Origin of the sequence: Microcella alkaliphila (genome assembly GCF_002355395.1) — a bacterium.
GTDB lineage: Bacteria > Actinomycetota > Actinomycetes > Actinomycetales > Microbacteriaceae > Microcella > Microcella alkaliphila_A.
The window spans coordinates 933,637-946,379 of record NZ_AP017315.1 but is presented as its reverse complement, the minus strand read 5'-3'; the positions used below and the strand labels follow the sequence as shown (position 1 = coordinate 946,379).

At 67.0% G+C, this 12,743-nt stretch carries 14 protein-coding genes and 1 tRNA gene; 4 read left to right on the top strand and 11 right to left on the bottom strand.

From position 1 onward, the window contains the following. Positions 1-160 precede the first annotated feature (160 nt). Complete coding sequence (locus tag CPY97_RS04580; RefSeq protein ID WP_096420982.1) at positions 161-703, top strand: type IV toxin-antitoxin system AbiEi family antitoxin domain-containing protein; 543 nt, start codon at positions 161-163, stop codon at positions 701-703. A 95-nt stretch (positions 704-798) separates the two neighbouring features. Further along, a complete protein-coding gene (locus tag CPY97_RS04575; RefSeq protein ID WP_096420981.1) occupies positions 799-1,524 on the top strand; it encodes a nucleotidyl transferase AbiEii/AbiGii toxin family protein in 726 nt (241 codons plus the stop codon). 66 nt (positions 1,525-1,590) lie between these two features. On the opposite strand, the gene CPY97_RS13415 is transcribed toward CPY97_RS04575, so the two are convergent. Further along, the gene (locus CPY97_RS13415) at positions 1,591-1,746 is read right to left on the bottom strand and encodes a hypothetical protein (protein WP_161494073.1); all 156 of its coding nucleotides are present in this window, start codon (positions 1,744-1,746) and stop codon (positions 1,591-1,593) included. A gap of 176 nt (positions 1,747-1,922) precedes the next feature. Between CPY97_RS13415 and CPY97_RS04565 the strand changes: the two genes are divergently transcribed. Then, positions 1,923-3,368, top strand: a complete 1,446-nt coding sequence (locus CPY97_RS04565; RefSeq protein WP_096420979.1) for a plasmid pRiA4b ORF-3 family protein — start codon at positions 1,923-1,925, stop codon at positions 3,366-3,368. Between the two features lie 45 nt (positions 3,369-3,413). Here the strand turns inward: CPY97_RS04565 and CPY97_RS04560 are convergent, their stop codons facing one another. The 7 genes from CPY97_RS04560 to CPY97_RS04535 form a co-directional block, all read right to left on the bottom strand. Beyond that, entirely contained in the window at positions 3,414-4,379 is a 966-nt protein-coding gene (locus CPY97_RS04560) for a nucleotidyl transferase AbiEii/AbiGii toxin family protein (protein ID WP_197702256.1), read from the bottom strand. Then, complete coding sequence (locus CPY97_RS04555; protein ID WP_096420978.1) at positions 4,369-4,959, bottom strand: type IV toxin-antitoxin system AbiEi family antitoxin domain-containing protein; 591 nt, start codon at positions 4,957-4,959, stop codon at positions 4,369-4,371. Before CPY97_RS04555 ends, CPY97_RS04560 begins: the two co-directional genes overlap by 11 nt. Before the next feature lie 41 nt (positions 4,960-5,000). Continuing rightward, positions 5,001-5,312: a hypothetical protein gene (locus tag CPY97_RS13250; RefSeq protein ID WP_150129191.1), complete on the bottom strand. Its 312-nt coding sequence runs from the start codon at positions 5,310-5,312 to the stop codon at positions 5,001-5,003. 121 nt (positions 5,313-5,433) lie between these two features. Further along, positions 5,434-6,465, bottom strand: coding sequence for an IS30 family transposase (locus tag CPY97_RS04550; protein ID WP_231924029.1), 1,032 nt, complete (start codon positions 6,463-6,465; stop codon positions 5,434-5,436). Continuing rightward, positions 6,399-6,917 (bottom strand): transposase, encoded by a 519-nt coding sequence (locus CPY97_RS13670; RefSeq protein ID WP_161494063.1) that lies wholly within the window; start codon positions 6,915-6,917, stop codon positions 6,399-6,401. Before CPY97_RS13670 ends, CPY97_RS04550 begins: the two co-directional genes overlap by 67 nt. Positions 6,918-7,255: 338 nt before the next feature. Then, positions 7,256-7,330: transfer RNA gene (locus tag CPY97_RS04540), tRNA-Gln, on the bottom strand. A 58-nt stretch (positions 7,331-7,388) separates the two neighbouring features. Continuing rightward, complete coding sequence (locus CPY97_RS04535; protein ID WP_150129190.1) at positions 7,389-8,018, bottom strand: hypothetical protein; 630 nt, start codon at positions 8,016-8,018, stop codon at positions 7,389-7,391. Between the two features lie 129 nt (positions 8,019-8,147). Here CPY97_RS04535 and CPY97_RS04530 point away from each other — a divergent pair, with 129 nt between their 5' ends. Further along, entirely contained in the window at positions 8,148-9,077 is a 930-nt protein-coding gene (locus CPY97_RS04530; RefSeq protein ID WP_197702255.1) for a cytochrome b/b6 domain-containing protein, read from the top strand. Between the two features lie 6 nt (positions 9,078-9,083). Here CPY97_RS04530 and gltX read toward each other — a convergent pair whose 3' ends face one another. Genes gltX through CPY97_RS04515 form a run of 3 tightly spaced genes read right to left on the bottom strand, consistent with a single transcriptional unit; the run spans position 9,084 to position 12,723 of the window. After that, entirely contained in the window at positions 9,084-10,583 is a 1,500-nt protein-coding gene (gltX, locus tag CPY97_RS04525; protein ID WP_096420976.1) for a glutamate--tRNA ligase, read from the bottom strand. Then, on the bottom strand, positions 10,580-11,878 hold the full coding sequence (locus CPY97_RS04520) for an MFS transporter (protein ID WP_231924037.1): 1,299 nt from the start codon (positions 11,876-11,878) through the stop codon (positions 10,580-10,582). The genes gltX and CPY97_RS04520 overlap by 4 nt, the downstream gene beginning before the upstream one ends. A 56-nt stretch (positions 11,879-11,934) precedes the next feature. Further along, positions 11,935-12,723, bottom strand: a complete 789-nt coding sequence (locus CPY97_RS04515) for a fumarylacetoacetate hydrolase family protein (protein ID WP_096420974.1) — start codon at positions 12,721-12,723, stop codon at positions 11,935-11,937. Positions 12,724-12,743 lie beyond the last annotated feature (20 nt).

Genomic DNA, 12,743 nt, shown 5'->3' with positions numbered 1-12,743 from the left:
GTGCTGATTAGCGCCTCTCGGGGAGGGTTTCTGGTCACCAATCTGGTCACCGTGTTGGTTCCCGTCAGCCTCGCTCAATAGTGCGTCGTGAACCAGAAGGCTGACTGAACGACCATCACGCATCCCGTCACAACACTACCGTTTTCGGTATAATTGTGACATGGCGGCTGAAGCGAAGTACCGGGAAGTGGTGCGCGAGATCGCGCTCGACCACTATGGCTACGTCACCACGCGGGAAGCAGCGGAGGCTGGGGTCCCGCCGATCGAGCTTCCCAAGCTCGCGGCGCGGGGCGGGGTCGAGAACGTCGCCTACGGCCTGTACCGCGTGGCCGACATCCCTCCAACACCCTACGACCAGTACGCAGAAGCGCTGCTCCGGGTCGGAGAGGACGCGTATCTGCACGGCGAGTCCGTCCTAGCACTGTTCGGTCTTGCCGACGTGAATCCACGGCAGGTGAAGGTCGCCGTCCCGCGCCGCGCCAGGCCGCGACTTCCTGCCTACATCGAGTTGACTCAGGTCACCCCTGGCGCACGCACCACACTCTATGAGGGTCTTCGGGCACAGCCGGTCGCCGACGCACTCATCGAGTGCCGCGGTCGTATCCAGGACGAACGGCTCCTGTCGGCAGCCAAGCAGGCGAGAGCAGAGGGTCTCCTGACGACCGCCGAATGGCAACACGTGCGAAAGGAACTCCAGCGCTGAGCTATGACACGCCGCCGCCGAATCTCCGCTCTCTGGAGCAACGGATCCGCAATCTCGAAGGAGACGAAGGACTCGCTTCTCGTCGGCGTGTGGGGATGGCGCTGGTCGTCGTCGGGCAGATGCTGCCCGGCGGCGCTGTCAAAGGCGGAAGTGCGATGGCGCTGCGTTTCGGTCGAGGCTCTCGGTTCACGAGGGATCTCGATGTGGCCAGACGTGGGCCTCTGAATCAGTTCCGCAGCGATTTTGAAGAGTCCCTCGCCGCAGGATGGGCGGGATTCACCGGGCGGCTCATCGAAAAGCAAGCACCACGCCCGACGGGGGTGCCGACCACGTACGTCATGCAGCCCTTCGAGGTGAAGCTCGACTATCGGGGTCGCCCATGGTGCACGGTCGCCTTCGAGTTGGGCCACAACGAGATCGGTGACGCAGAAGAGCCCGAGTACCGGCTTGCGCACGACCTCGCGGAGCTGTTTACCGAGGTCGGCCTCGAAGCACCCCGACCGATTCCTGTGCTGCGCGCAGATCACCAGATCGCGCAGAAGCTTCACGCACTCTCCGCAGCAGGAAGTGAGCGGGCACACGACCTGGTCGATCTTCAGATTCTCGAGGCTGGCGAACCGGTGGATCTGTTGTTGACCAAGGCGACGTGTACGAGGCTCTTCGAATACCGACGTCAGCAGACATGGCCGCCACGCATGGCCGCTGGGGATCGTTGGGACACACTCTACGAGGAAGCAGCCAACGGCCTCGACGTCCTGGCAACTGTCGATGACGCGATTATCTGGGTCAACGAACTCATCGCACGCATCGCGCAGAGCTGATCCCTTAACCTCTCAACAGTTGATCGAACTCCACCGGCGTTTTGCCATAGCCGGGCTCGATGCCCGTCAAACGCGCTGCTTGCGGGCGGCGAGGAAGCGCTCGACCCGTTCAGAGCGAGTAACACCGACCGGCACCGACCTGTTCTCCAGCGCCGCCGACGCCCGCGTGGAACGCAGGGCGGCACGATGAAGCGCCTCACGAGTGACGTTCTTGCGCTTCATGGGCTCACCTCCGGCGATCGGGATCGGCTCCATTCTGTCGCGCCGCCTCTCGCCTGTCGGGGTGCGCGCCCCGATGGACGCTTCCCACCCAGCAGTTGGGGGGCAGCATCCGCTGAGCCAGAATTGTTCGTGATGCTGCGTTGTCAATCGAGGCGCACGGAACCGGGAGAGCATGTATGGCGGCTGAGAGCTTCGAGGCGGCGGACATTCAGAAGTTCATTGACCACATCCGCGCGAGCGCGATGTCGGTTCAGCCTAGCGAATCGTTCGACTCGGGAGGCCTGGACGATCTCTGGCGGCGCCCCGAACCGCAGCTCCTCGCCGTCCCCGCAACGGTGCGGGGTTTCCGCATCCGTATCGATCTGCAGCGCACGAAGCCGCCGGTGTGGCGACGTGTCGAGGTGCCCGGCGAAATCCTCCTCCCGCGGCTGCACGAGGAGATCCAGGCGGCGATGGGATGGACCGACAGCCACCTGCACCGCTTCCGCACGAGCAATGACCGCAACGCTCCGGAGTTCCTCACCCAGTTCGACCTCGACGAGGGCGACGAGGGGATGCTCGAAGACAATGTGCGCCTCGACCAGGTCATCGCTGATGAGGGCGACCGGCTCTGGTACGACTACGACTTCGGAGATGACTGGAAGCACCTCCTGCGCGTCGAGAAGGTGCTCGACGGCCCTCCATCGGCTCCGGTATGCGTCGGCGGGAAGCTCGCCTGTCCACCAGAAGACTGCGGCGGCGTCTGGGGCTACAGCGAACTCGCGGATTGGGTGCGCAGCGACTACGACGACACGCTCCGCCCTGAGGTGTTCGACAGTGCTGAGGAAGGACACGCATGGCTGCCCGACGGCTGGCACCCCGACGCCTTCGATATCGATGAGACGAACGAACTCATCGCCGCAGTCACCGCGGAGCCGATCCCGGTCGTGGAGGAACTCGAGTCGCTGCTCGAGCTGGCGCGAAACCGCGGCGCACGCGGCCTGCGCGACGCGCTTGCGCATCCATCCGCTTCCGGTGCCATTGATGTCGGCACCGACGAGGCTGCCGATCTCATCGAGCCGTTCGGTGTGCTCCTCGACGTCGTCGGGGACGGCGTCGCGCTCACCGGCGCCGGGTACCTGAAGCCCGCGGCTGTCGAGCAGATCGCACATCACACGGGCATCACCGAATGGTGGATCGGCAAGGCCAACCGCGAAGACCTCACCTGGCCCGTCTGGGACCTCCGCGCCACGGCACGAGCGTTGGGGCTCGTGTCGGTGCGCAAAGGCCGCATCGCCCCGACTCGGGCAATCGCGGCACGGCGGGACGATCCGCAAGCGATCCTGCGCCAGATCACCGGCCGGCTCCCGCTCGGAACGACCCCCGCAGAGCGACACGCCGGCTGGATGGCGCTCGCCGTCGTCGCGAACGAGACACCCGCTGAACTGTGGGAAGCGAGCATCAGCGAACTCCTGTTCGACCTCGGCTGGCGCGACCGTGAGGACCCTTACCGTGCCCCCTCCCCCGACAGCCCCACGCTCGACGCGCTCAACCTGCTCGCAGGCGCCATGCGCGCGAACTGGCGACCCAAGGGCGTGAACACGGCTGTCGCCGCAATCGCCCGGGCCGTCATACGGGCCTGACCGTCTGGTTACCGAATTGGCTGCGGCCAGGTCCGACAGAAATCGTCACAGTTCCGCCCTACCTGTAGCCGGCTCGGTCGGCTCAGACGGTGCTCCGGGTGCCGTGCTCCAGCTCCGTTCGGCGGGGCTCCACACAGCCTCGGCGTCGAGCCCGTCCAGCGCCGGGTCGACGAAGTCGGCAACCGCAGCAACGGTGTCGGAGAACCTCTCCGGCAGACTCGCGCCCGCCTCGCCGAGCCCCTTCCGGTAGGCGACATAGGTTGAGTCTCGGAGCACTGCGAGCCCCTCGGTGGCCTGCGCTAACGGAATCAACGTGGTCCCGCGGAAAGTTGCGGTCGCCGTGAGCGCGTCACGCAGTTCCCCGCACTGGAGAGCCTGCGTGCCGGTCAAGAGATGGATGTCAGCGAAGTCACGCACGCGCGTATTCGCTCGTCCTAGTTCGATCGCGGTGGCGAGTTTCTCCGCCAGTACCGTCTCGATCGGGTAGCCCAAGATGCGGATCGGCGGAGCGTCCGGCAGCAGCGACGGCAGCTCAACTGTTCGCGGGGCCGGAGTGACGGGGTCGCCGAAGTTGATGTCGAGCCGCAATTTGACCTGCGCTGTTGCGAGCTGTGCCGTCATCGTCACCCGCACGCCGGAATACAGCGCGTCATCACGAATCACCGCAGTGGTGACCGTGTCGGGCAGAAACTCCACGCCGTCGTCTGGGTCTTCGATCGCGGCGATCTCGGCCACACGGCGGGCCACGGTCTCTTGATCAGAGGCCATGTTACGAGCGAGGGCGTCGGCGTCGACCGTGGGACGGCGGGTGCCGAAGGAAGCCAGCAACATCCCGCCCTTCAGGATGAAGTCCGCGGCGTATGGTGAGCGCGACATGCGCGACAGCCAGCGCTCGACGATGTACATCGTGAGCAGTTCCTGCGTTCCACGCTTCTGGCGGCGAGCCTGGTTCTGCAGGTCGAGGTAGCGCGCCCTGAGGCGCTCTCTCGCGTGGGGCGACTCATCGGGCACTCGCAATATCGAGCGCAGCGCGCATCGGCCCAAACGTCCTCAGCGCCTCCGCGTACTCCAGCAGCAGTGCCGGTTTCGAGTTCGACGCTGCCAGGTATCGGTGAAGCGCGGCGTGCGCAATCGGCTCGCCAAGGCGTTTCCGAAATCGCATGAGATCCACCACCGTCCTCGCCGCGTCGTAGATGCGGACCGGCTCCCCTGGCCCCGCCTCGAACGCGGTCACACCGAGTTCAAACGTGGCCTCCTCGAAGCGAAACACCGTCACGGGCGGGTAAGCGATCACCGGAGTATGCGACCGTTTGGGAACAGCGACCTGCACCGACGCCGGCATCTCATCCGTCAAGTCGTGGACCGCTGCCGCCGAGATACAGCACACGATCGCGCGAGGAGCGCGGTGCGCCACGGCGATCATGTCGGGGTAAGACGCCGGGGGCGCGTCTGCTCGACGGAAGACCCCGCGCGAGAGTTCGATGACCTGCCCGCCATCTCGCCAGGCATACAGATCTCGCGGATGCACACCGTGCGCCCGTGAGGTCTCCGTCGTGAACGTCGACGGGAGCGATTCGTCCAGCTCCTTCATGGATACAATCCTCGCACAGGAAGCTCAACTATGTGTGGTTTTTATCCACACATGTCAGGCGACCCCGCTGTCGCGTGTCCTCCAACGGGCACCAGACTGTTGCCCCCGGAATGCCCTAGCGTGGGCGAGACACTCACTGACCACGTCGAGTTGATGGAGCCGCGCAGCAGCGCGGTCATCTTCCGGCGCCCATAAAGCGACTCAGGTGTTGGCTCACCCTTGTCGCCTACGCGGGCGGCGCGGATCGCCTCGATCAGGTGGGCGTCGTCGATATCTCGCTGACTGGGCTGGGCACGCTTCCAGCCCCGATAGGTGCGCTCGGCGACCGGCACGCCCTGCTCACGCAGAACCATGCAGATCGACCCGACCGAGCGGCCAAGAGAACGCTGCTCCTCGAAGAAGGAGAGGATCAGCGGCGTCGGGGGTCGAGTTCCCCAGCGAAGAAAACCGCTGCATCGCGCAGGATCGGCGGATTCAACCGGTGGTCGCAACGAGTTCTGTGAACTTCTCCGATGGTGTCAGATAGCCGAGCGTTTTGCGTGGTCGTCCGTTGAGCGAGTCCTGGATCGCGGTCAGCTCAGCGCGGGTGACGATGCTCAGATCGGTGCTCTTCGGCAGGTACTGGCGTAGCAGTCCGTTGGTGTTCTCGTTGCTTCCGCGCTGCCACGGGGAGTGCGGGTCGCAGAAGTAGATCGGGATGCCGGTCGCTGTCGTGAACTCGGAATGCTTGGCCATCTCGGCGCCCTGATCCCAGGTGATCGTCCGCGCCAGCGACGCCGGCAACGCGGTGATCGCCTCGCGCATTGCGGCCTCCACCTTGTCGGCGCTCTTCCCGTCGGGCAGGTGCAGCAGAAGTGTGAGGCGGGTGCTGCGTTCAACGAGGGTTCCCACGGCGCTGCGACTGTTCTCACCGAGGATCAAGTCGCCTTCCCAATGCCCCGGCACGGCGCGGTCTTCGACCTCCGCGGGGCGCTCGCTGATCATCACCATCCCTGGCAGCCGGCCTCGCCGGTCCGTCGCGGTCCGCGACTTCCGTGCCGCACGCCCTGACCGCAGGCAGCGGGCAAGCTCGCGGCGCAACTGCCCGCGTCCCTGCACGAACAGGGACTGGTAGATCGTCTCGTGACTCACGTGCATCTCCGGGTCGTCGGGATGCTCCAACCGTAGGCGGGCGGCGATCTCCTGCGGAGACCACAGTTGCTCCAGCTGCGTCGCGACAACCTCGAGCAGCCGTCCACCGTCAAGCTTGAACGGCTTCGGTCGGCGGGCCTGCTCTCGCGCGTCCTCATGCGCCCGCCACGCCGAGTACCCCTCCCGCCCGCCGCCGCGCTTGACCTCGCGGCTGACCGTCGACACCGCCCGTCCCAGGGCGAGCGCGATCGCGGTCAACGTGTCACCGCGCGCGAGACCAACCAGGATCTCCTCACGATCGAAGACCGTCAGATGCCCCTCGCGCGGCTCCCAGCCGAACGGCTTCCCGTCGAGGTGACGCCCTTCCCGCGCCATGCGGCCGACCATCGGGGCCGTGCAGCCGATCTCGCGGGCGATATCGATGAGCCGCCACCCCTTCGAGTGGAGACGGAGCGCGAGCTGCTTCTGCTCACGACTGAGATGACCATGCTTGCCCTGCAACGAATGCCTCCCGAGATCAGCGTCTGCTTCATCTCACAGCACTCATTGCGCTGACCGGTTGAATCCGCCATCGCATTCGCTTCACGCAACTCACGATTCTCCCGTTCCAGCTTCCGAATGCGCTCCAGATCGTTCGTGGTCAGGCCGTCGCGCGCACCGGCGTCGACCTGCGCCTGGCGCACCCAACGACGAAGCGACTCGGCACCGAAACCGAGCCGGGAAGCGACCGTCTGACAGGCGGTGGTGAGGTTCGGATACTCATCGAGATGATCAAGCACCAGCCGCATCGCGCGCTGCCGGGTCTCCTTCGGGATCTTCCTGGGCATGATCAACATTGTCCTTCCAGACTCGAAAGGAAACGGCATCAAACCGGGGACGGTTCACTCACGGCAGCATGAACAACGTCACTGGGAACTACAGCTACTGACCGCCTTGTTCAAGAAGCTCAAGGTATACGTGCACGAGGAGAGCGTGAGCGTAATCTCCGCCCGCACGGGCGTGAATATGGCCCTCCGCGAGCTATACGGGCAACACCTCGCCACGAGGCCGACAGCGGCCTCAGAAGGCCCCGAAAACGCTAAAACCTCCCGCGATATGGCGGGAGGTTCGCTGCAGGTTGGTTCCGGCTCTAGTTCATTTATCCATGGTTTGAGTAAGAACCAACTGGCTGGGGTACCTGGACTCGAACCAAGAACAACTGAACCAGAATCAGCCGTGTTGCCAATTACACCATACCCCACCGTCCCCACCAGAGGCGGGGCCAGAGGGTCCGCCCGGAGGCGAACCGAGTAGCGAGTTTACCCTACCGGCAAGGTGACGATGAACGTGGCCGTGCAGAACGCCGAGCCGGAGCAGATGATCTCCGAGGCGACGGGCAAGCCCGTGGCCGTCCCCTCCTCGGTCACGATGACGCCAGGCTCGCCCGACTCTTGCGCCTCGATCACCAGCGCGAGCAGGTCGTCTTGCGTCGGGCCCTCGAAGCCATAACGCGCACCGCGCTCGGCGACGAAACCCTGAACGTCCCGGTAGCCACCCCGCCACGGCTCGAACGAGGCCGGCTGGATGTCGATCCGCGTCAGAGCGCCGTGCTCCGTCACCAATGTGAACCTCTCCGTCGAGAACCGCACACCTTCCGTCGCCTCTCCGCGCACGAGCAGCGAGAGGCGGTAGTCGAGATTCGTCGGATGCGGACCGATCGTGAGCGCCCCATCATCAGGCAAGCCGAGGGTCTCTGCCGAGACCGGTCGCTCGGTGACATCAATGCGCGGGGCGCGCTCGCTCTCAACGAATTGCAGCCCCTCCTCCGTGAACAGCGAGAAATTGCGGTCGTCGACCTGGCCCGGCTCGGGCGGTGGCGGGCCGTCGGCGAATTGCGGCACATAGACCAGCGCAACCAGCACCGCCGCGACGATGGCGAGCGACAGCACGACTGCGGGCACCCACGACAGCCAGGGCCAGCGGCGGTGCGGTTTCAGGTCAGACACTCGCTCAACTCTGCCAGACACGGCGGGGCCCGCGCACCACGTCTCCCCACCTGTCGGCAGTACGGTGGAACCGTGAGCACCGCCCCCGCCCGTCCGCGTCGTCGCACGCTGATCTGGCTCATTCCGGCGGCGCTCATCACCGGCATCGCAATGGTCGCCTTCGCCCGCTGGCTGCGCCTCGACCCCAGCGTCGCGCAGTTCATCGCGAGCTACCCCGGCACGTACGCTCCCCCGCCCGGCACGCCCGAGGGCTACCCCGGCTGGCTCAGCTGGACCCACTTCCTGAACGGCTTCTTCCTGCTGTTCATCGTGAGCTCGGGGCTGCACATTCGCTCGAAGACGCGGCCGATCGCGTTCTGGACGCGGCGCGTGCGCGAGGGCGACATGCGCCGCCCGACGCGGATGAGCATCCACACCTGGTGGCACCTGGTCGTCGTGGTCGGCTGGCTCGCTGTCGGCCTCGTCTACGTCGTGCTGCTCGCCATCAGCGGGCACTGGATGCGGCTGATCCCCACCGACTGGGCCGTCGTGCCCAACGCGCTGTCGGGGGCGCTGCAGTACGCGTCCCTCGACCTTCCCCGCAACGACAGCTGGGTGTCATACAACGCGCTGCAACAGCTCGCCTACGCCTCGACGGTCGTCGTCGCCGCCCCGCTCGCCCTCGCCACCGGGCTGCGACTGTCGCCCCTATGGCCGGAGAAATGGATGCGCGCCCACGGCCCGCTCTCAGACACCTGGGCGCGCCAAACCCACCGCTTCGTGCTGTGGTTCTACATCGCGTTCACGATCGTGCACACGGGCCTCGTGCTCGGCACGGGCGCACGCCTCAACCTCAACAAGATGTACGCCGGAATCAACGACGGCGAGTCGCCGCTCGGCTGGATTCTGTTCGCGGGGTCGCTCGCCGTCATGGCCGCGGCGTGGGTGCTGCTGCGGCCACCGGCGCAGGTCGCCATCGCCGAGAGAACCGGCGATGTGCGGCGCATGCCCGCCGTGCGCTGAGCCGCGCTACAGCGAGGCGCGCAGCGCCCGCAGGCGGGCAAGCGTCGAGTCTTTGCCGAGCAGCTCCATCGACTCGAACAGCGGCGGGCTCACCCGCCGGCCCGACACGGCGACGCGCAGCGGGCCGAAGGCGAGGCGTGGCTTCAGCCCGAGCCCGTCGATGACGGCGGCGCGCAGCGCGGCCTCGATCGGCTCGGGCGTGAAGTCGTCGAGCGGCTCAAGGGCGGTGATTCCGGCGTCGAGGACAGCCGCCGCGTCCGCGCCCAGCGAGGCGCGTGCATCCGCCTCGATCTCGAGGTCGGCGTCCTCGGTGAAGAGGAACGCGACCAGCCCCGGCACCTCGCCGAGCAGCGTCACGCGCTCCTGCACGAGCGGGGCGACGCGGGTGAGCAGCGCGCGCTCGCTCGGGCGCGGCACGTCGTTGAAGAGGCCGGCTCCGCTGCAATACGGGATGCTGCGCTCGACGAAATCGTCGATCGCCAGCTTCCGTACGTGGTCGCCGTTGATCGCCTCGGCCTTCTTCACGTCGAAGCGGGCGGGGTTCGGGTTCACGTTCGCCACGTCGAAGGCGGCCACCATCTCGTCCATCGTGAAGACGTCGCGGTCGTGGGTGAGCGACCAGCCGAGCAGCGAGAGGTAGTTGAGCAGGCCCTCGCGGATGAAGCCGCGGTCGCGGTGGTGGAACAGGTTCGACTCGGGGTCGCGCTTCGACAGCTTCTTGTTGCCCTCGCCGGTGACGTACGGCAGGTGGCCGAAGCGCGGGATCGCGGTGGCCACTCCGATGTCAATGAGTGCGTGGTACAGCGCGATCTGGCGCGGCGTCGACGACAGCAGATCTTCTCCGCGCAGCACGTGGGTGATGCCCATGAGCGCGTCGTCGACGGGGTTCACGAACGTGTAGAGCGGGGCGCCGTTCGGGCGCACGACGACGAAGTCGACGAAGCTGCCCTTCGGGAACGTGATCTCCCCGCGGACCAGGTCGTCGAAGCTGAGGTCGCTGTCGGGCACGCGCAAGCGCAGCGCGGGCTCGCGGCCCTCGGCGCGGTAGGCGGCCTTCTGCTCGTCGGTGAGCTCGCGCTCCCAGTTGTCGTAGCCCTGCTTCGGGTCGCGGCCGAGCTCGATGTTCTTCTGCTCGATCTCCTCTCCCGTCATGAAGCTCTCGTAGAGGTGCCCGGCCTCGACCAGCTGGTCGATGATGCCGCGATAGATGTCCCCGCGCTGCGACTGACGGTACGGCCCGTGCGGCCCGCCCGTCTCGACGCCCTCGTCCCAGTCGAGGCCGAGCCAGCGCAGGGCATCGAGCACCTGGTGGTAGCTCTCCTCGCTGTCGCGAGCGGCATCGGTGTCTTCGATGCGGAACACGAAGGCGCCCCCCGTGTGACGCGCATACGCCCAGTTGAACAGGGCCGTGCGAATGAGCCCGACGTGGGGCGTTCCGGTCGGCGAGGGGCAGAAGCGGACGCGCACGTCGGCGCCGGAGGCGGTGGTGAAGGCGGGGGTGGTCATCGGGAGTCAAGCGTACCGGCGGGCGGCCGCGCCCCGGCGCGCGGAGTGAGCATGAGCAGCACGACGACAACAGCAACGAGGCCGAGCGCCGCGAAGGAGAGTCCCGAGTAGCCGATCGCGGTCAGTACGAGACCGGATACGGCACCGGCGGCCGCCCCGCTCGCGCTCATCACGAGGTCGCTGCGCCCCTGCAGGATGGTGCGGCGGGCGGGCGGCGCCGACTCGGTGAGCAGGGCTGACCCGGCGACGGTGGCGGCACTCCAGCCGAGTCCGAGCAGGATCAACCCGACGACGACCCAGGCCTCGCTCTCGCTGCCGAGGGCGGTGGAGAGCAGGCTTGCGACGAGCAGCACCTGCCCGATGAGAATCGTCGCCCAGCGCCCGATCCGGTCGCTCAGAATGCCGAACACGGGCGCGAGCGCGTACATGCCGGCGATGTGCAGGCTGATCGTGAATCCGACGATGACGAGGCTCGCGCCGTGGTCGGCGAGGTGTACGGGCGTCATCGCCATGACCGCGACCATGGTCGCGTGGCTGAGCGCGATAGCGACGAACGCCAGGCGCACGCCACCGGGATCACCGGTCGCGATCGCGGGCACCGTCGCCAATCCGGATGCGCGCGCCGCCTCATCGGCGCGCTGCACCTCCCAGCGCGCGGCGACCCGCAGAGGGTCGGGCCGCAACAGCACCACGTAGAGCACTGCCGCGCTCAGCTGAGCGACGGCGGTGAACACGAAGGCGCCCGAGAGCGGAGGCAGCCCGAGCGCGGCGCCGAGGCTCTCCCCCGGCCCGATCAGGTTCGGGCCGCTGACCGCGCCGATCGTGGTTGCCCAGACGACGAGGGAGAGGTCGCGGCCGCGGGTGGCGTCGGCCGCGAGGTCGGCGGCGGCGAAGCGGGACTGGAGGTTGACCGCGGTGCCGACGCCGATGGCGGCGAGCGCGACGAGCAACAGCCAAAAGGCGCCGATTCCGGCGGAGACGATGGCGAGCATCCCGCCGACCGCCGCAATCGTTGCGCCCGTTGCCAATGCGGGTGCGCGGCCGGCGCGGGATGCGAGGCGCGCCAGCGGAACGGCGGCGAGTGCGGCGCCCAGGGTTGCCATGGTGGCGGCCATGCCGCTGAGCGCGGGCGTGCCCGACACGTCGGCTGCGAGCAGCGCCCCCAGCGAGAGCGTCGACCCCATGCCGAGTCCGGCGAGCACCTGCCCGGCCATGAGCGTGCCGCGCACGCGACGCTGCAGCCTGGCGACATCGCCCGCCGTGAGCTCGGTATCGGCGGCGAAAGGAGCGGTCACGAGCCGCAGTCTACGCCGGACTGGATACCCCATGGGGTATCACAACGACCATGCGACTAGGCGTCCACGCGATCGTCGCGGTTCTTCGCCGGATTCGAAAGGGTACCGAGCCCCTCGATCTGAATGTCGACGGTCTGCCCGTCGAGGAAGCCGCCCAGCCCGTCGGGGGTACCGGTGAGAATTACGTCGCCGGGCAGCAGGGTCCAGACGTCGGAGATGAACTCGATGAGCTCGGGGAAACCGAAAACGAGGTCGGCCGTGTTGCCCTTGCGGCGCAACTCGCCGTCGACAAAGGTCTCGATCTCGAGGTTCGTCGGGTCGATGTCGGTCTCGATGAACGGGCCGAGCGGGCAGAAGGTGTCGTAGCCCTTCGCGCGCGCCCACTGGCCGTCGGCGAACATTACGTCGCGGGCCGAGACGTCGTTCGCGATGGTGTAGCCGAACACGACGCTCTGCCAGTCGTCGCGCTTCACGCGCTTGGCAACGGACCCGATGACGATGGCGAGTTCGCCCTCGTGCACGATGCGCCCATCAACCGGCGGAATGACGATCGGATCGCCCGGGCCGACGACCGCGGTGTTCGGCTTCAGGAAGATGAGCGGGTTCTTCAGCCCGTCGTGGCCCATCTCTTTCGCGTGCGCCGCGTAGTTCATGCCGACGCAAATCACCTTTGACCGCGGGATCACGGGGGCGAGGATGCGCGCGTCGGCAAGCGGGACACGCTCGCCCGTCGTGTCGTACCCGTGGAACATCGGGTCACCGGTCAGAACGACCAGTTCGTCGTCGTCCAGGATTCCGTAGCGAGGGTCAGCGACCTCGGCCGTAGCGAAACGCGCGATCTTCACGGCGAGAGCCTACCGCCCCG